15 protein-coding genes are annotated in these 19108 nt (G+C 68.1%); 10 read left to right on the forward strand and 5 right to left on the reverse strand.

The genetic code is table 11. The features are described 5' to 3' along the window. Positions 1 to 5 precede the first annotated feature (5 nt). Together AO501_RS29160 and AO501_RS29165 are read left to right on the forward strand one after the other, a co-directional pair. A complete protein-coding gene (locus AO501_RS29160; RefSeq protein WP_055581036.1) occupies positions 6 to 1049 on the forward strand; it encodes a 1-phosphofructokinase family hexose kinase in 1044 nt (347 codons plus the stop codon). A gap of 25 nt (positions 1050 to 1074) precedes the next feature. Further along, positions 1075 to 1848, forward strand: a complete 774-nt coding sequence (locus AO501_RS29165; protein ID WP_055581037.1) for a universal stress protein — start codon at positions 1075 to 1077, stop codon at positions 1846 to 1848. 4 nt (positions 1849 to 1852) lie between these two features. On the opposite strand, the gene otsB is transcribed toward AO501_RS29165, so the two are convergent. Further along, positions 1853 to 5530, reverse strand: a complete 3678-nt coding sequence (gene otsB, locus AO501_RS29170; protein ID WP_231752644.1) for a trehalose-phosphatase — start codon at positions 5528 to 5530, stop codon at positions 1853 to 1855. A 142-nt stretch (positions 5531 to 5672) separates the two neighbouring features. Here otsB and AO501_RS29175 point away from each other — a divergent pair, with 142 nt between their 5' ends. The 6 genes from AO501_RS29175 (at position 5673) to AO501_RS29200 (ending at position 13395) form a co-directional block, all read left to right on the forward strand. Further along, positions 5673 to 6578: a universal stress protein gene (locus AO501_RS29175; protein ID WP_055581104.1), complete on the forward strand. Its 906-nt coding sequence runs from the start codon at positions 5673 to 5675 to the stop codon at positions 6576 to 6578. Between the two features lie 4 nt (positions 6579 to 6582). Continuing rightward, a complete protein-coding gene (locus AO501_RS29180) occupies positions 6583 to 8103 on the forward strand; it encodes an AAA family ATPase (protein ID WP_055581038.1) in 1521 nt (506 codons plus the stop codon). An 11-nt stretch (positions 8104 to 8114) separates the two neighbouring features. Next, entirely contained in the window at positions 8115 to 10388 is a 2274-nt protein-coding gene (gene ppsA / locus AO501_RS29185; RefSeq protein WP_055581039.1) for a phosphoenolpyruvate synthase, read from the forward strand. A 35-nt stretch (positions 10389 to 10423) separates the two neighbouring features. After that, a complete protein-coding gene (locus AO501_RS29190; RefSeq protein ID WP_055581040.1) occupies positions 10424 to 11527 on the forward strand; it encodes a 3-oxoacyl-ACP synthase III family protein in 1104 nt (367 codons plus the stop codon). Then, positions 11511 to 12413, forward strand: coding sequence for a 3-oxoacyl-[acyl-carrier-protein] synthase III C-terminal domain-containing protein (locus AO501_RS29195; RefSeq protein ID WP_055581041.1), 903 nt, complete (start codon positions 11511 to 11513; stop codon positions 12411 to 12413). Before AO501_RS29190 ends, AO501_RS29195 begins: the two co-directional genes overlap by 17 nt. Before the next feature lie 109 nt (positions 12414 to 12522). Then, positions 12523 to 13395, forward strand: coding sequence for a universal stress protein (locus AO501_RS29200; RefSeq protein ID WP_055581042.1), 873 nt, complete (start codon positions 12523 to 12525; stop codon positions 13393 to 13395). On the opposite strand, the gene AO501_RS29205 is transcribed toward AO501_RS29200, so the two are convergent. From AO501_RS29205 to AO501_RS29215, 3 genes are all read right to left on the reverse strand, one after another. Then, positions 13392 to 14177: a glutamate racemase gene (locus tag AO501_RS29205; protein ID WP_156452842.1), complete on the reverse strand. Its 786-nt coding sequence runs from the start codon at positions 14175 to 14177 to the stop codon at positions 13392 to 13394. The two genes, AO501_RS29200 and AO501_RS29205, sit on opposite strands and share 4 nt — an antisense overlap. A 5-nt stretch (positions 14178 to 14182) precedes the next feature. After that, positions 14183 to 16108 carry a methyltransferase domain-containing protein gene (locus AO501_RS29210; protein WP_055581044.1) on the reverse strand — a complete coding sequence of 642 codons (1926 nt, stop codon included), beginning with the start codon at positions 16106 to 16108 and terminating at the stop codon, positions 14183 to 14185. Positions 16109 to 16234: 126 nt separating this feature from the next. Continuing rightward, positions 16235 to 17293, reverse strand: coding sequence for a cupin domain-containing protein (locus AO501_RS29215; protein WP_055581045.1), 1059 nt, complete (start codon positions 17291 to 17293; stop codon positions 16235 to 16237). Between the two features lie 148 nt (positions 17294 to 17441). On the opposite strand from AO501_RS29215, the gene AO501_RS29220 reads away from it, so the two are divergent. Continuing rightward, the gene (locus tag AO501_RS29220; protein WP_197419971.1) at positions 17442 to 17798 is read left to right on the forward strand and encodes a bleomycin resistance protein; all 357 of its coding nucleotides are present in this window, start codon (positions 17442 to 17444) and stop codon (positions 17796 to 17798) included. Here AO501_RS29220 and AO501_RS29225 read toward each other — a convergent pair. Continuing rightward, positions 17795 to 18187, reverse strand: a complete 393-nt coding sequence (locus tag AO501_RS29225; RefSeq protein WP_055581047.1) for a MauE/DoxX family redox-associated membrane protein — start codon at positions 18185 to 18187, stop codon at positions 17795 to 17797. The two genes, AO501_RS29220 and AO501_RS29225, sit on opposite strands and share 4 nt — an antisense overlap. Before the next feature lie 85 nt (positions 18188 to 18272). Between AO501_RS29225 and AO501_RS29230 the strand changes: the two genes are divergently transcribed. Further along, on the forward strand, positions 18273 to 19100 hold the full coding sequence (locus AO501_RS29230) for a hypothetical protein (RefSeq protein ID WP_156452843.1): 828 nt from the start codon (positions 18273 to 18275) through the stop codon (positions 19098 to 19100). Positions 19101 to 19108 lie beyond the last annotated feature (8 nt).

Genomic DNA, 19108 nt, shown 5'->3' on the forward strand with positions numbered 1-19108 from the left:
TCACAATGCACGCCGGTTTCGCACCGGGGCTACCGCGGATCGTCACGTTGACGATGAATCCCGCGCTCGACATCACCACCAGCGTGGAGGTGGTGCAACCCACCAGCAAGTTACGTTGCAGCGCAACGCGTTACGACCCGGGTGGGGGCGGCGTGAACGTGGCGCGGATCGCCCACGTGCTCGGCGGGTCGGCCTTCGCGGTGTTGCCCGCGGGAGGCTCCCACGGCGGAATGCTGACCAGGTTGCTCAGCGATGCGGGGGTTCCCTTCGGTGAGATCCCGATCGCCGGGGCCACCCGGGAGAGTTTCACCGTCAACGAGACCAGCACCGGACGGCAGTTCCGGTTCGTCCTGCCCGGACCGGTGCTGACCCCGGCCGAACAGGCCAGGTGCCTGCAGGAGCTGCGGATGGCAGCGCGGTCCGCCGACTTCGTGGTGGCCAGCGGGAGCCTGCCGCCCGGCGTTCCCGCCGACTTCTATCAGCGGGTGGCCGACGTCGCGCGCGACGTGGGCGCCCGGCTCGTCCTGGACACCTCCGGTGGTGGACTGCGGGGTGTCTCGTCCGGGATCTACCTGCTCAAGGCGAGTGTGCGGGAGTTACGCGAATGCGTGGGGCGCGAATTGGCCACCGAGCCGGAACAGATCGTCGCCGCGCGTGAACTCGTGGACAGCGGACGCGCGGAGGTTGTCGTGGTGTCGTTGGGGTCATCGGGTGCGATGCTGGCCACCCGGCAGACCTGCCAGCGCTTTGCGGCGGTGCCCATGGAGGCCGGCAGCGGCGTGGGTGCCGGTGACGCGATGGTGGCGGCGATCGCCGTCGGTCTGACCCGCGGGTGGCCGTTGGCCAAGTCGGTGCGCCTGGGGATCGCCGCCGGCGCGGCGATGCTGCTGACGCCCGGAACCGCGGTATGCGAGCGCTCGGACGTGGAACGGCTTTTCGAGTTGACCGGCGAGCCGGTGGAGGTGGGCGACGGCCCGTCGGGGACGAAGGGCAGTGCAAACTCAGGCCAAACGACCCCTGCGGAAACGGCTGATCGCGCCATAGATTGATGGTGAGCGAAAGTCAGGAGCCGACATGAACCAGCTGGACGCGAAGTCGGTGGTGGTGGGTGTCAACGGTTCGCAAGCCGCGGTCAACGCGGCCAAGTGGGCGATCGACGAGGCGCTGAGCCGGCAGATGCCGCTTCGCCTGGTGTATGTGATCACCGGCGGGGACGTGGGGCAGGCTTCCGAGTGGGAGCTCGAACGCGCCGAAATGGTGCTGTCGCAGGCGGAGAGCGCGGTACTCAGCGCCGCGCAGGCCCAGGGAAAGCCGGTCGAGATCGAGACCGCCATCCGCTCCGGAGACCCGGCACAGGCCCTGATCGACACGTCTCAGGACGCGGCCCTGGTGTGTGTGGGTACCTCCCGTCGCGGCTGGGCCGCTGACGGGCTCCTGGGCCCGACGGCCGCCGCGCTGGTCACCCACGCGCACTGTCCGGTAGCGGTGATCCGCACCAACCCTGACGGGTCGCCCACCCAGGTGGGGGTGATCGCCGTCGTCCTCAACGACGACCCCGACAACGACGAAGTGGTCCGGCTGGCGATGGAGGAAGGGCGACGCCGGCACGCGATCGTGCGGCAGATCGACCGCCGCCTGGACAGCTGGGTCCGCCGCTACCCCGACGTGCCGGTGCAGATCGTGGCGTCCGGAACCGGCGCCCGAGTGGTGGACGAGAACCACAGTCGGGCAATTGATCTCGCGATTGTCGGCGAGTCCGAGGCGGCTGAACTACCGGGCCTGGCGATCCCGAACTGCCATCCGATCCTCGGGTATCCGGACTGTTCGGTATTGCTGGTCCGGCACTAAAGGTCTAACCGACCTCGATCGTGCTGCCCGGCAACAGCCGGTGAATCCGGCCTCGGCACTCGACGTCAATCGGCCCGGCGCCGCCGGATTCCGCGGTCAGCGTGGCACTGCGCCCGCTGAGTTCCAGATGCAGGCGGTGACCGCGGTAGACGAACGGAAACTCGATCGGCCCAAGGCCTTCCGGCCACTGCGGGCTGAGGATCAGCCGGTCGTCCCGGGTTTCCAGGCCGGTGAAGCACCGCTGCAGCAGATCGATGCTGCCCGCCATGGCCGCCAAGTGGATCCCTTCGGCGGTGGTGCCGCCCTGGATGTCGGTGATGTCGGAATCGAGCACCTGCTGGAAGTACTCGAGGGCGTTGGCGCGGTTGGCGCGGGCCAGGACCCAGGAGTGCACGACCGCGCTCAATGTCGACCCGTCGGAGGTCCGGGCCAGGTAGTAGTCGACCGTCTTGGGAATCTGCGCGGGCGCGAAGTGGTAGCCGAGCCTGCCGAACAGGCCGAGCAACTCTTCGGATGACAGCAGGTAGAACAACATCAACGCGTCGGCCTGCTTGGACGCTTTGTAGTTGTTGACGCTGTCGTTCTCGGCTTCGAGAATGCGGTCGAGTCGCTGGATGTTGTCGTACCGCTGGCGGTAACCCTCCCAATCCAGCTCGGCCAGTTCGGAATAGCCTTCGAACTGACTGATGACGCCATCGTGGAACGGCACGAACATGCGACGGCTCACGTGGTCCCAGCGCTCCCGCTCCTGGGTCGTCAGGCCGAGCTTCGCGACGAGTTCGAGGCGGTCGCGCAGTGGCAACAGGTCCAGCGCCTCCATCGCCCGCACGATGACCCAGACCGCCATCACGTTGGTGTAGGCGTTGTTGTCGATCCCGTCGTATTCCCGCCCGGGATAGCCGGAATGGAACTCATCGGGCCCGATGATGCCGCGGATCGTGTAGCGGCCCAGGCTGGCGTCGAACTTGGCCAGGCCCACCCAGAAACGCGCGATCTCGACCAGCATCTCGGTGCCGTAGTCCACCAGGAACTGGCGGTCGCCGCTGACCTGATAGTTCTGCCAGGTGTTGTAGGCGACGGCGAGCCCGACGTGGTGTGCCCGGGCACTGGCGTCGGGAAGCCAGCGACCCGACTGCGGATTGAGATGGACTTCCTGACTTACTTCGCGTCCGTCGCTGCCCGACTGCCACGGAAACATGGCGCCCAGATGGCCGGCGCGGCGCGCCGCGCGGCGAGCTTCCGGGAGGCGCCGGTACCGGTACAGCAGCAACGAGCGGGACACGTTCGCCATCCGCAGGCTCAGCACCGGGGAGATGAAAAGTGCGTCCCAGAACACATGTCCGCGGTAGGCCTCACCGTGCAGTCCCCGGGCCGGGACGCCGGCGTCGAGTTCGGCGGTGTGCGGCGAGAGGGTCTGCAGCACGTGCACCAGATGCAGACGCAGGATCCGCAGCGCGCCCTCCCGGTCGGAAAGGCCGATGTTGCACTGCTCCCACAGCCTCGCCCACGCCCGCGCGTGCGCCTGGTGCAACTCGTCATAACGCCCGGCGGCGTCCAGGCTTTCGGCCGCGGCGCCGACCGGTTCGGCGATGGCGGCGTCCCGGCCGGTGAAGATGGTCACGATCTTTTCCAGCGTCACCGGCCGGCCCGCCGACACCGCGACTTCGATGTGTTGGCCGCCGCGATTGTGCTCGCGGATGGTCTCCGAGCGCGCGTCGGCCGGAGTGTCGCCGTGCCACGCACTGCTGCGGGCGGCCAGCGCGATCGCGATGCGCGATTGCGAGGTCTCGGTGCGCAGAACCACGCCGTTGGGCGCGATCTCGTCGATCACCGCTTCGGACAGGTGCGCGCTGGACAGCGGCTTGTAGCGCTCCACCATGGTGTTGCGTACGGTGGCGTCCACCAGCGATTCGAATTCGACCGTGCCGGACCAGTTCTCGGGGTGGACCGTGGTCTTCATGGCCAGCAGGTGGGGATCGTGCATCGACGCGAAGCGCTGCTGTTCCAGTGTCGTGATCCGGCCGGCGCCGTCGGTGAACCGGACCCGCCGGGACAGCGTGGCATGGCGTAGGTCGAACACCTGCCGGTAGGACAGAATTTCGGCCTGGTCGATGTCGAACCAGGGTCCACCGTCGATGCGCAAGGTGAGGGACAGCCAATTGGGCAGGTTGACCAGGCTCTCGTTCTCGATGGTCCGGCCCGCGATCTGGTCGGCGAGGATGTTGTAGACGCCGGTCGCGTAGGTGCCGGGGTAATGGTGCTGCGACGCGGTGGCTTCGGCGGCGCAGCCCCGGGTGGCGACGTAGCCGTTGCCCACGGTGCACAGCGTTTCGCGCAACCGCTCGCTCGCCGGGTCGTAGTGGTCGTAGACGAGTTCCCACGCATGGTGCGGAGCCTGCGACTCCTCTTTCAGGTCATCGGCCAGTCGTTGCAGGAATTCGGCTACTGCAGCCGGGTTTTCGAGGCTGAAGCTCGCGGACGACGGCCGGTCGCCGCCCTCGAGGTGACGTACCGCGATGCCCATGCCGTCGAAGCGAATCGCGTCGAACGCGTCCTCGTCGCTGATGTCGTCGCCGATGAAGATCGGCAGGGCGGTGGTGGATGTCGAATCCTCCTGCGCCGCCAGGTGTTCCAGGATCCAGTGCAGCGCTCTGCCCTTGTCCCAGGCGACGTTCGGGCGCAACTCCACCAACTTTCGTCCGGTGGTGACGCGCAGCCCCGTCGCACGCCCGAGCCGGCGCACCGCCGCGATCACCTGATCGACGGCCTGCGGATCGGTGTTGCGGTAGTGCACGGCCACCGCATAGCGTTTGCGTTCCACGATGGTGCCGGGGATGTCTTTGAGTTCTTCGGCCAAATGTGTTGCCGCACGGACCAAGACGCCGATCGACGCCGCGGCGTCGGTGTTCCGGTGCAGCGTGCCGTCCGGCGCGACGAGTTCGAAACCGTGACTGCCGGCGAACCACAACCCGTCGACGTCGACCTTGTGGCGAAGGTCGGCCAGGTCCCGGCCGCTGATCACCGCCACCGGGCACTGCCGGCTCAATGCCCGCAACGCCTCGGCGGCGCCGGGCACCAGCTTCGCCGAATCCGGCTGGCCGACGATGTCGGCCAGGGTGCCGTCGAAGTCGACGAACGTCACGGGCTGGCGCGCGGTGACGAGTTCCTTGAGCTGGCTGTAGACCTGCAGGGCGTCGGTGATGGCCGAGATCACCGCGTCCACGTTGCGCACCGAGATCTCGGCAAGGTCCGCGATGACCGCGTCGGCCCCGTGCGCCGTGAGTTCCTCGCCGCCGTGGTCGAGCCCGATCACCAGGCTGAAACCTGCGGCGCAGGCGTCTTCGACCGCCGCGGGATCGTGCTCGATGACCGCGCAGCGGTCGGGGCGGACCTTCAGCCGGGCCGCGGTCCGGGTCAGCACCGACGAGTCCTGCTCGTCGGCGAGCTCGACCGCGTCGACATCGACCAGTTGATCGATGACGCCGTTCGACAGTTGTGCCCCGCCACGGTTGGTCGAGTAGACGGCCGTACCGATGCCGGCGTCGCGTAGCCGGCGCAGCAACGGTCCGGTCGAATCGGAGGCCTGAAAGCCACCGGAAACCGCCGCGGAGACTAACCCGTCGAGGTTCAGGATCACTGCATCGTGGTAGCGCCGGTCAATGGTCGCGGGCCATTCGGTCACGTCAGTGACGATGCCACAGGGTGGCCCCCGATTGGCCGCCGAAAAGGCAATGAAGGTCGCACGTCCCTGTACTTGGTGACTAAAGCCCCACGACCCAGGTCGGTTCGGGCAATAGCGTTTTCGGTAACGGAGGGAGAACGGAATGGACGCGATGGCTGACCGCCACGGCATCCTCGTCGGGGTGGACGGATCGGAACCATCGAACGCTGCGGTGGTGTGGGCCGCGCATGAGGCGGCGCTGCGCCACGTTCCCCTGACGCTGGTCCACATGGTGACCGCGGCAGTCCCGATGTACCCGGAGATGCCGCTGTCGATGGGCATGGGCATATGGCGGGATGAGGACGGCCGGCGGGTGCTCAAACACGCCGTCAAGGTGGCCGAAGACATCGTCGGTGCGGCCACCCGGCCGGTGCCGATCTCCACCGAACTGAAGTGCTCGCCACCGGTTCCGACTCTGGTTCAGCTGTCCGCGCAGGCGGAAATGCTGGTAGTGGGCAGCCACGGGCGCTCGGCGTTGGGGCGCGGACTGCTCGGGTCGGTGAGCTCGTCGGTGGTGCGACGCGCGAATTGCCCCGTAGCGGTGATCCGCGACGAAGACACCCGGACGGGAGCCCCGGTCGTCGTGGGGATCGACGGGTCGCCGGCGTCCGAACTGGCGACGGCGATCGCGTTCGAGGAAGCCTCCCGGCGCGGGGCCGAGCTCAGAGCGGTCCATGCGTGGAGCGACATCGAAGCGGTCGAACTGCCCGGCCTGGACTGGACGATCTTCAAAGAGGACGCGGATCTCATCCTGGCCGAGCGCCTGGCGGGATGGCAGGAGCAGTTCCCGGATGTGACGGTGCACCGCGTGGTGGTGTGTGACCGGCCAGCCCGACAGCTGATCGAGCAGGCGGAGTCGGCGCAGCTCGTGGTGGTGGGCAGCCATGGCCGCGGCTCGGTGGGCGCCATTCTGCTGGGGTCGGTCAGCAACGCGGTGCTGCACTCCACCAGCACGCCCGTTATCGTCGCGCGACCGGTGCAGGCCCCGTCCCGGCGACTGACAGTCTGAAGTCATGGAGTTTGCGATCACCGCCGAACGGTCAGCCGATGCCACTACAGCCCCGTTTCTGGATGTCCGGGAGACGCACACCGGCGTGGTGGTGCTCGCCGGAGACCGGGCGTACAAGGCCAAAAAGCCGGTGCTGACCGATTTCGTCGATTTTCGCACCACCGAGCAGCGCGAGCATGCCTGCCGGCGGGAGGTCGAGTTGAACCGCCGCTTGTCGCCCGAGGCCTATCTGGGGGTGGCCCATCTGTCCGATCCGGCCGGAGGCGCCGATGAGCCGATCGTGGTCATGCGCCGCTATCGGGATCAGGATCGGCTGGCATTTCTGGTCACCGGCACCGGGCCCGGCGAATCAGCCGAGAGCCTGCTGGACGCTGTCGCCGCCGTGCTGGCGGAGTTCCACAAGGGGGCCGAGCGCAGCCCGCTGATCAGCACCCAAGGCGAGGCCGGCGCGGTGGACCAGCGTTGGCGGGCCAACCTCAAGGAACTGCACCAGTTCACCGCGATTCCCGGTGTGACGCGGGAAGTCATCGACCGTATCGAACGTCTTGCCGCGCAATACATCGCCGGCCGGGGGCATCTGTTCGCGAGCCGGATCGACCAGGACAACATCGTTGACGGCCACGGCGACCTGCTCGCCGACGACATCTTCTTCGTCGAAGGCCGCCCGGCACTGCTGGACTGCCTCGAATTCGACGACCAACTGCGTCATCTCGACCGGATCGACGACGCCGCCTTCCTGGCCATGGACCTGGAATTCCTGGGGCGTAAAGACCTCGGCGACTACTTCCTGGCCCGCTACGTCGCGCTGACCGGCGACAAAGCGCCGTCCTCGCTGCATCACTTCTACATCGCTTACCGCGCGGGGGTACGGGCCAAGGTCGATTGTGTGCGGTTCCTGCAGGGCAGGGCGGAGTCGGCCGACGACGCCGCCCGGCACCTCGAGATCGCCGCGGATCACCTCGCCGCCGGAGCCGTCCGGCTGGCACTCATCGGCGGAAACCCCGGCAGCGGGAAGTCCACCGTGGCCCGGGGACTCGCCGAACAGGTCGGCGCGCATGTCATCTCCACCGACGATGTGCGCCGGGAACTGCGGGATTCGGGCGCCATTTCCGGGAGTCCGGGGGTGCTGGACTCCGGTCTCTACAGCCCCGACAATGTGGCCGCTGTCTACGAAACCGTTTTGCGGCGGGCCCGCATCCACCTGGGTGAGGGGCAGTCGGTGATCCTCGACGGAACGTGGCAGGACCCGGGTCTGCGCGCGCAGGCCCGCCGGATGGCCGCCGAAACCCATTCGCGTGCAGTGGAAATCATGTGCGCCGTGCCGGTGGAGACGACGGCGGGCCGAATCGAACAGCGGGCGGCGGGAAACTCCGACGCCACCCCGGACATCGCCGCGGCGCTGGCTGCCCGCCGCGACGCCTGGGAGTCAGCAGTCCGGCTGGACACCTCTCAGCCGCTGAAAGTTTCGGTGGCACAGGCATGTAACGCCTGGCGCCAGGCGACCGACGTCAATCTTCTGCACTGAAAGGAACGCGCATGACCACAACCGACAGCTACGTCGCCGATATCTCGGCGCTGCGTTTGACCGACGCCGAGGAGGCCGGTGGTAAGGGCGCCAACATGGGCGAACTGGTCGCCGCCGGCCTGCCGGTTCCACCGGGGTTCGTCCTGCTGCGCGGCGGCTACCAGGCGGCGATGCGGGCCGGCGAGGTAGATGCCGAACTCGCCGCGCTGCACCGCGAAGCGCTGGCGCAGGTCGACAACAGCGCCCGGTTGGCCGAGCTGTGCCAGCGGATGCAGAAACTGGTGAGCAAGGCGGGCGTCAGTGACGACGTCCGCGCGCAGCTGCTCGACTCCTATGCCAAGTTGGGATCCAACTGCGTTGTGGCTGTTCGCTCTTCGGCAACAGGTGAGGACGGCGCCGACGCATCATTCGCCGGGATGAACCGGACGCTGACCAATATCACCGGTGGCGAAGACTTGATCGACGCCGTCACGCAGTGCTGGGCGTCGCTGTTCAGCCCACGCGTCATCACCTACCGGTCCAGCCGCGGATTCACCGCCGACCCGGCCATGGCCGTCGTCATCCAGCAGATGGTCGCCTCGGAGAAGTCCGGCGTCGCGTTCAGCGCCGACCCCAGCACGGGGGAGCGCGACCACCTCGTCATCGAGGCCGCGCTGGGTCTCGGCGAGGTCGTGGTGTCCGGGAAGGTCCAGCCCGACACCTACGTCGTCGACAAGAAGACCCTGCAGGTGCGCGACTTCTCGATCGGGTACCAGGCTTTCAAGATCGAACGTGGTGCCGATGGGCACGACGTCATCGTCGACCTGACGCCCGAACAGGCGCAGGCGCGCGTTCTCGACGACGACGCGCTGCGCCGGGTCGCCGAACTCGTGGTCGCCACCGAGAACCACCACGGCTGCCCTCAGGACGTTGAATGGGCGATCGCCGACGGCAAGACCTGGTTGGTGCAGGCCAGGCCCATCACCATGCTGTACGACCACGAATCGGAGGATTCCGGCGAATCCGGTGTGTTGGTGCGGGGGCTGCCGGCGGCCCCCGGGGCGGCGTCCGGGCGGGTCCGGGTGCTGCGCACGCCTCAGGAAGGTAACCGGCTGCAGGACAACGAGATTCTGGTCGCGCCGATGACCAACCCGGACTGGCTGCCGGCGATCCGCCGTGCGGCGGCGCTGGTGACCGAGACCGGCGGCATGACCTGTCACGCGGCCATCGTCGCGCGCGAACTGCGGGTGCCCTGCGTGGTCGGCGCCCGCGACGCGACGACGATCCTGCACGACGGCCACATGGTCACCGTCGACGGCGCCCGCGGCACCGTCACCGCCGGAGCTGCCGCCGCACCAGCGCAGGTGACGGCGGCCACGCCCGCCCCGATCACCACGGTCAGTGAAACCACCGGCACCAAGATCTACGTCAACCTGGCGATCCCGGACACCGCCGAGGCGGTTGCCGCGCAGGATGTCGACGGAGTCGGCCTGCTGAGGGCCGAATTCCTGCTCACACAGGCTCTTTCGGGACGGCACCCGCGCGATCTGATCGCGCGTGGCGAGCAGGCCGGCCTGGTGGACGCGATGGTGGCCTCGATCGGCCGCATCGCCGCCGCGTTCGGCCACCGGCCGGTGGTCTACCGCGCCACCGACTTCCGCAGCAACGAATTCCGCGGATTGCAGGGCGGCGAGGCCTACGAGCCGGTCGAGCACAACCCGATGATCGGCTACCGGGGCTGCTACCGCTACGTCAACGAGCCCGACCTGTTCGCCCTGGAACTGGAGGCACTGGCGCGGGTGCGGGAACGCAACCCCAACGTGCACCTGATGATTCCGTTCGTCCGGACGCGGTGGGAGCTGGAATCCTGCCTGGCGCAGGTGGATGCGAGCCCACTGGGCAAGCAGCGCGGCCTGCACCGGTGGGTGATGGCCGAAGTGCCGTCGGTGATGTTCTGGTTGCCCGAGTACATCGCGATGGGCATCGACGGGGTGTCGATCGGCAGCAACGACCTCACCCAGCTGGTTCTGGGGGTCGACCGCGACTCCGACATCTGCGCCGAGCTGTTCGACGAATCCGATGGCGCGGTACTCGATGCGATCGGACGGATCATCTCGACGGCCCGCAAGCACGGCATCACCTCGTCGCTGTGCGGCCAGGCGCCGTCGACCAACCCGGCCTTCGCCGAACACCTGGTCCGGATGGGCATCACCTCGGTGTCGGTCAACCCGGATGCGGCTGCGGCCACCCGGCGCACCGTCGCGGCCGCCGAACGCCGGCTGTTGCTGGAATCGGTGCGCGGTTGACGAGCTAACCGTCCCGCACGCAAGGAGGTACCGCCATGACACGGCACTGGCTGGTGATGGAGACCGACGGGCAGGGCGCCCGGGCGCCCTATGTCTCGCGACTGGCGGGCGCCGGCCGGCACCTTCCCGAGACCCGCTTGACCACAGACGATTTGATGGCATCCACCCGCCATCACACCCACATCGACCTGGAGAAGCTGACCGGTATCCGCGAGCGCCGGGTGTCCACCGGCGAGGAGGATTCGCTGTCCCTGGCCACCTCGGCGGCGCTGAACTGCCTGGCCACGGCACAACAGGATCCCGCGGATATCGATGTGGTGATCAGTTGCAGCATCACGAAATTCCGCGACGGGCTCACCCAATGGCTGGAGCCCACCATGAGCGGTGCGGTGGCCCGCAACGTCGGGGCAAAGCGGGCGATGACCTTCGACGTGTCCAACGCGTGTGCCGGAATGCTCACCGGTGTAACGATTCTCAACAACTGGATCCGGCAGGGCATCGTACGGCGCGGACTGGTCGTAAGCGGCGAATACATCTCGCAGCTCAGCCAGAACGCGGCCAGGCACATCCGCAACATCATGAGCAAGGAACTGGCGTGCCTGACGCTCGGTGACGCCGGTGCGGCCCTCTTGCTGGAACGGGCCCCGGCCGGCTCCGCGGGTATCGAACTCGCCGGGTTCACCACGGTCGCCGACTACAGCCGGCTGTGCCTGGCCTATCCGCAGGGCCATGACCCGGGGGCGCGGATGTTCACCAACTCACGCGCCATTCAGAAGGCCGCGATCGCCAACACCCCGTTGTTGCTGCACGAAGTGCTGGACACGGTGGGCATTTCGATTCACGACATCGACCACGTCATCACCCACCAGACGTCTGCCCGCGCCATCCGCAAGGGCATGACGCGGATGAAGGAGTCGTTCGGTGACAGCCCGCAGCACGATGCGGTGATCACCGTCGACCGGTACGGCAACACCGCCTCGACAACGCACACGGTGGCGCTGGTGGAGGAACTGGAGGCCGGACGGATCGTGGCCGGCGAGCGGGTAGCGCTGCTGGCGCTGGCTTCCGGCCTGGAGATCGGCGTGGTCTTGTTGACCCTGGACGAGGATTTGGTGAGCCGCTATGGGCACAGTGATTGATCGGGTCGACGTCGCGCGTCCACGGCTGCGTGGCCGGCACAGCGCTCTGCATCTGGCCGTCGCTGCGGCGAAAGACTGTCTGAGGCACGCCGGATGCGAACCGCACGAACTCGATCTGGTGGTCAATGCGGGCATCTACCGCGACAAGAACCTGGGTGAGCCGGCGCTGGCCGCACTGATCCAGGACGATATCGGGGCCAACCCGGAGGATCCGCACGGAAACGACGGCCACGGAAATGACGCCCACGGCACCTTCTCCTTCGACGTGGCGAACGGCGCGTGCGGCGTGCTGACCGCTCTGCAGATCGTCGACGGGTTCCTGCGGACCGGAAGCGTGCAGCGCGCGTTGGTGGTGACCAGTGACGCCGACCCCGGTCACGGAATGAGCGAGAACTTCCCGTTCTCCGCTACCGGGGCGGCACTGCTGTGCGGCTGGACCGATGCCGACTACGGTTTGAGCGACGTGTCCTGGGCCAATGCCGGCGATACGACCGATGATGTCGAGACATCCTCTGCAACAGTCGGATTCGCCGACGGACGCAATGTCCTGCGGTTCCGCCAGTCGCCCGACGCGGACGATCGTTTCGCGGCGGTGGCCGCCGAGGCGGCGCGGTCCTGCCTCGAGCGGCAGGGCGTGCAGCTGGCCGAGGTCGACCTGATCATCGCCGCTCCGGCGCGCCCGCGATACCGGGAGGCGCTGCGCACACTGCTGGGGTTGCCCGCCGAAAAAGTATGCGTCGCAGACGATCACCGCATGCATACCGCGGCGCTCGCTGCGGCGTTCAAGCAGCGGAGCGCGCAACCGGGCAGCCAGATGCTGTTCGTGGCCGCAGGCGCGGGTGTCGTGGCCGGTGCGGCACTCTATCGCCCACCCCCCGCGCACTAGCCGTTCACCCTGGCAGGACCCGATGTTCACATAGTCGAGGACTTAAGGCCCACGACTGAGCGGCGTTCGCGCAATAGCGTTTTCGTGAGTCGAGCGCTAGGAGAAGGAAATGACGACATCGAAGTTGGGCCTCGTCGTCGGAGTCGACGGGTCGTCGGCGTCGAACGCAGCGGTGGCATGGGCCGCCCGCGACGCGGCGATGCGGAACGTCCCGCTGACCTTGGTCCATATGCTCAGCACGTACGTGCCGACGTTTCCGCAGATTCCGCTGCCCGGCGGCGTCGCGGTCTGGCAGGAAGAAGACGCGCGGCTGGTGCTCGAGGAAGCTGCCAAGCTGGCGCGGGAATCGGCCGGCGGCTCCGTCGTCATCGGCACCGAGCTCAAATCGTCGCCGCCCATACCGACGCTGGTGCAACTGTCCGAAGACGCCGACATGGTCGTCGTAGGCAGCCACGGGCGCGGTGCGGTCGGCCGGGCGCTACTGGGTTCGGTCAGCTCGGGGGTGCTGCGCGGCGCGGCCTGCCCGGTCGCCATCATCCCCGCCGATGAACCCGACATCCGCGAGGACGCCCCCGTGCTGGTGGGCATCGACGGGTCCCCGGCTTCTGAGCTCGCCACGGCCATCGCGTTCGACGAGGCATCGCGTCGCGGCGTCGATCTGCGAGCGGTGCACGCGTGGAGCGACGTCGAGATCCTCGACCTCGGCGGCCTGGACTGGCCCGCGCTCCAGGAGGAGTCGGAGCAGATCCTCGCCGAGCGCCTCGCCGGCTGGCAGGAACGCTATCCCGACGTGGCCGTGCAGCGACTCGTGGTGTGTGACCGGCCGGCCCGCGAGCTGGTCAACCAGTCGAAGTCCGCGCAGCTGGTGGTCCTGGGCAGCCGTGGCCGGGGCGGCATCGCCAGAGTGCTGCTCGGCTCGGTGAGCAACGCGGTGGTGCACTCGGTGCACACGCCGATCATCGTGGCCCGCGCGGTCGATTAAGAAGCCAGAGCGCTGCGTTCGCGGCGCCGGACCGCCCGGGTGCTCAACAGCGTGCCCCATGCGCGAGCAGCGTTGTGGCGCATGGCATCAGGATCGCCAGTGGTGAGAAACACCTTACCGGCGGGCTCCGTCGCCCCGGCCGCTTCGGGATAGCGGTAGGCGATCGCCGTGGCCAGGTGCTCGGCCGGATCGATCAGCCGCGCGTCGGGCAGGGCGGCCGCGAACCACCGACTCGCCGCGGGGTAGTGCGTGCAGGCCAGCACCAGCGCCTGCACCCGTCGCAACGGGGCGACGATGTCGGCCAGGTCGGCATGGAACTGCGCGGAGCCGGTGCGGCCCGCCTCGATGTGCGCGGACAACGGCTGCGCCACCCTGGCCAGCACCTCCCGGCCCGGTCGGGCCAACCCGCGCTGATAGTGCCCGGCGTCAATGGTGCGCTGTCCGCCCACCACCCCGATCGAGGTGAGGTCTTCGGGCACGGAGGCCAGTCCGTGGGCGATGATTCCCTCGACAAGCACCGGCGCCGCCCCCAGCTCGGCCACCACCGTGCTGGCCGCGTTGCAGGCCAGCACCACCTCCGTCGCGCCGCGCTCGGCCAGCGCGGTGACCACCCGCATCAGCCGGTCGGTCAGCTCGTCGGCACTCATCCGTCCGTAGGGGGTGGCTCCAGCGTCGGACCAGTACACCACCGGCAGTCCGGGGACCAATCGGTCCAAGGCGTTGACCAGGCCTACGCCGCCGATGCCCCAGTCGATGATGCCCAGGCAGGCTTCGGTATCCATGGCGGTCACGGGTAGGACAGCGGGGTGGTCTGCCCCTTGGCCAGTGGACCGGAATCGAACGCCACCACGCGGGCCGACCTGGTGGTGGTCAAGGTCTGCAGCTCCCGCTCGGGAAAGCGACTGCCGAAATACCAGCGGTATTCGTGTTCAGCGCGGATCGGGTTGTGCTGCAGCATGTTCCGCCATTCCGGGTGGTTGGTCAGGGTGGCCAGGTCGTGGGCGAACTGCGGACGCCGGCGACGGCTGCGCAGGTGCGCGACGGCCGACCGGGCCAGTACGTGCAGTTCGCGGATGCGCACCGGTCGCTCCACCATGTCGACGACCCACAGCCGGCCGCCGGGGGCCAGCACCCGGCGGATCTCGGCCATCACCGGGTCCCAGTCCAGGTAGCGGAAGGACAGGAAGGAGATCACCACGTCGACGTGGTTGTCGGGCACGTCGAGCACAGGCCCGTTCACCATGCCGAAGCGCAGCCGGGACCGGTCGCGGCTGCGTTCGCGAGCCCGCGCGAGCATCCCGGCGGAACTGTCCACGCCGACGGCGAAGTCGATATCGCCGTTGTCATCCAGTGCCCGCAGCAAAGCCCCGTTGCCGCAACCGATTTCCAGCACGCGCACCCGGCGCCCGAGGTCGGCGTGGACAGCGGCCAGCCGGCCGGCCACCCACTTCCATTCGGCCTCCCGGACACGGATGTCGGCGTAGGCGCGGTCGTAGAGATCGGCGACACGATCGTAGGAGCGTTCGTGTTGTGTTGCGGCGGGGCTGCTTTCGACCATCGGTTCGGCGGCGCAACCCAGGTACTTGCGCACGCTGCCGGTCAACCCGTGCGATTTCCGGCCCGGAGCGGCGATCAGATAAAGACTCGGGCGAGCCGTCGGTCGACGGCCCGCCCACGCAAACCGGTCCTTGCGTGCGGACACGGTCGTGTAGTTGTGGTTGCCGAAGGCGGTGACGCCGAAGACGTCGGCGAAGAACGGCGTGAACCAGCGCGCCGTCCGGCAGGCGTGGAAGTACGCCTGGCCGTCCGGGGCGAAGAGGATCGTCATATCCCGCCACTCATGCGGGGAGAACTGTTCGGGCCAGTCCGTCGACCCGAACATCGGGCCGTACATTCCCGAGTGGCAGATCAGGTGCAGCTGGCTGACCACCCGGCCGGACGCGGCGAACCCGGCCAGTTCGGCGGTGAAGTCGGCCTTGCGGTGCAGACCGGAGACCACCACCTCCGCCTCGGGGTGCGCGGCGGCCAGTTCGCGGCCCATGGTGGCCGCGGCCACGGCGAATTCCGCCGATCCGCCGCGGTATCTGGTGGTGTGAGCCACCCAGATCAGCGGCTTGTGCGGCGCGAGAGCGGCAAACGGGATGCGCGGGTGCTCACCCGAGGGAATCCAGGCACCGTAGTTGCCGACAAGTTCGAGCACCTCGGCCCGTTCCAGGTCGAAAACCCGCATGCCGGCCGGCGGCGGGCTGTAGAGATGGAGCGACAGCCCGCCCGACGGGGCGGACATGTCGTGAATGACATCCGGTGAGATCGGAATGGCGCCACCCTGTTGGCGCGCAAACTGTTCGGTGACAGCCAACCCTGTTCCCGCCCAGCCGAACCGGCGTTCGCTGAACTCGCCTTCGACCGCGATCACGAAACCCCCCGCGCCGCCGTGGTCATGCGGCGCGCACCCGTGGCCCGGACGCCAGCGGGCCAGCATGATCTCGACCTGATCGTCGACCCGCAGGATCGAACGCGAATACGGCTCACCGTCACCGGGTTCGCCGGCCAGGGCCGACAGCGCCGGACCGGCCGCCGCGGCGCGGGCCGACAGTTCGGCGTCCGGCGCCTCACCGCGCACCGCGACGGCTGCCAACGCGTCCAGCAGTGGAGCAAGCTCCGCGAGGTAATTGCGCGTGGCAGCCGTCAGTCGGTGCGCGGTGTCGGTCATGTTCTTCCCCCTTTGACGAGCCTGGCCGGGGTAGCCGCCGTGCTGGTGTCGGTTTGGTAACCACACGGTCTCGCCGGGCTCTTGGAGGATTCTTGGAGGATTCTTGGAGCCGGGGTCGAGCCCGGGTCAGCGCTCCCCGACCGCGTGGGCGTCGAGCGGATTGCGCCGGTCGACGATCAGCGGGTCGGCGTTGGTGAACGGGAAGTCGGGCAGGTCGTCGACGTGGGTGTTGAACGTCGCCGCGAGCACTTCGCGTGAATAGGCGCTGACCGATGCCCGGTAGCCGATGTCAGCGGGAGTGGGCTGGTCGAAGAAGATGCAGAAGTGCATCTCCGGGGCGTCGAAGACCTCGATGTGGTGCGGGTAGGCGCGGGGGATGAAGTACACGTCGCCCTGGCGCAGGTACCACGTGTCCAACTCACCGCCCGGCCCCATCACGGTCATGCGCGCCGCGCCCTGATTGACGTAGCCCATCTCCGCGGTGACCGGGTGCCAGTGCGGCTCACGCATCCCGTCCTCGCGGATGCGCAGGGAGTACATCGACAGGTCCTTGAGGGCCGGCCAGTATTGCAGCCGCGCGGTCCTGGCGGAGCCCACCGCGATGCCCACCGGCGGGGCCATCGCCTCCACGGCGAATTTGTGCGGGTCGTTGAAGAACGCCGACGCCGGCACGTCCGGCGCCCCGGAGCGTGCCGCCAGTGCCCGGTCCGTCGTGCTGCGGCGCAGCGCCGCGAAGTCCGAGGCCGGCAGGTCGTAGGTGTTGCCCAGCACCGCGTCGGTCATCGCGCCGAATGCGGCGCCCAGGCCGAAGTCCTCGGGCCGTTCGCTGCGGAACGCGATGATGAATTCGGCGACGTCGGTGCCGATGTTCTCGATGTGGTGCAGCGAGCCCGAGTCGATGTGGAACATCTCACCGGCGCGCACCACGAAAGAGCTGAATTGGCTGCCGGTGTCGAGCACCGAGACCAGGGCGGTGCCCGAAACGCAGTAGGTGAGCTCGTTGGCGTTGGCGTGCCAGTGCGGTGTCCGCATGGCGCCCGGGTTGATCAGCAACCGCTTGATCGACATGCCCCGCAGGATCGGGAAGTTGTCGGCCGTCAGCCGCTGAATCGAACCCAGGTCGGACTCTTCCACGACCTCGCCGTTGATCAGTGATGCGACGTGTGTGCTTGTCTGCGTAAGCATTTCGTCCTCCTCTTGATTTCGCCGTAATGTGCTGCCTTCAGCATCCCGGCGAGGCCGGCGCGCCGTCCAACACCCGTTTTCGATGCGTTGATCGGCGGTGGTTATCAAGCGGCCTCGAGCGCGGTGTCAGACTCTTGCCATGTCCGACATCGAATTCACCTCGGCGGCAGCGATCGTGCCGGTACGGCACCTCGACGCGGCACTCGACCGATACCGCCGGCTCGGGTTCGACGCCCGTGGCTACGAGGGTCCGGAACGCTACGGCTTCGTCGACCGGGGTTCCGTTCAGCTGCATCTCACCGAATGGTCCGAGCATGACCCGTTGACCACGTCGTCCAGCGTGTACTTCTACGTCAGCGACGCCGACGCCCTCTACGCCGAATGGAAAGCCCTGCCAGATCTCGGCGGTCGGCTGCACCCGCCGCACGACACGCCTTACGGGCTAAGGGAATTCGCCTACGTCGACCCGGACGGCACCCAGCATCGCGTCGGCTCTCCGCTCTAACTGGTGCGGTAGACCTTGATCGCCGCCGTGATCATCGGGAACTGCAGCGGCAGGCGGGCCAGCGCCAGGATGCGCATCGGCCACGGCTTGCCCCACCACAGCCGAACCATGTTGAGGTTGCCCGGGTACACCCCGATGAACAGCGCGGCCGCTGCGGCCGCCGCGGGTCGCCGGGTGCCGCGCGGTAGCAGCAGCGCCCCGATCACCAGCTCGGCCACCCCCGAGGCGTAGGTGTAAAACCGCGCGCTGAACGGCAATTCGGCCGGGATGATGTCGTCGAACGGCTTGGGTGCGACAAAGTGCAGGGTGCCCACGCCGAGCAACATCGCCGCAAGCCGGTAGGCCGTGGTCTGGGCGGGGGCGCGTTCGGCGAGCGATTCGGTGGTCATGGCGCTAATCATGCCCTGAGCGTTCCCTGTCGTGGCGCTGCCACGGCGTGCACATCAGACCTGGCCGGCGCGTTACCATCCCGGAGTGTCTACTCGGCCGGGGGGAGCGGAGCGGCGTGTGGCCGGCTGGCAGCGGGCGCTGCGATGGGCCGCGTGGCTGACGTTCCTGGGCCTCGCGGTTGCCAACTCCGACCGGGCCGCCTTCGGGGCCGTGGAATTCCTGAGCCTTGCGGTGGCGGTCGGCGTCAGCATCTGGTGCCTGGCCCGGCCGCTGGGTGGCCCCAAAGTGGAGATCGACGACGCGGCACAGGTATTTGGCACGTTCGTGTCCCGGACCAGCTGGGGGCTGGTGCTGCTCGGCGCGTTGCTCACCATCGGTGGCGTCGGCGCTATCGGCGCGATCGTCTACGACCTGACCAGCGGCCGCGCCACGGTACGCGACGTGCTGCACGACATGGCGATCTTCGTCGAAGGCTGGACGGCCGAGCTCCTCACCAACTCCGCCTACGACGCGGAACTGGAGAAGACCCACGCGTATGCGCTGTTCGTGTTGATCGTGCCCGGGTTGCTGCTCGTCAGCGCCAACCTCGTTCCGTTCATACGGCGCGGCCGCGAGTTCCGGGTTGAGCCCGATGCCATTTCGGTCCGCGACAAGCAGGGATGGTCGCCGCTGCTGGACTACGAATACTCCGCAATCGCCGCAGACGGAACCACGATCCGCTACACGCCGGCCTCCGATGCGGCGGCGCCCGTCGTCCTCCCGCAGGCCCGGGTTTTCTGCCGGGAGAACGGTGCGCGGTTGCACCGCGAGGTCAGCGGCCAGTTGTTCGCGCAACGGCTGGCGCGGCGCGGCTTCACCATCGAAGACGTCGATGCCAAGCACGGTCGTTTCCGTGCCCGGCGCGGCGTTTAGCATGAAAC

It is taken from the genome of Mycobacterium gordonae, assembly GCF_001417955.2.
Lineage (GTDB): Bacteria > Actinomycetota > Actinomycetes > Mycobacteriales > Mycobacteriaceae > Mycobacterium > Mycobacterium gordonae_B.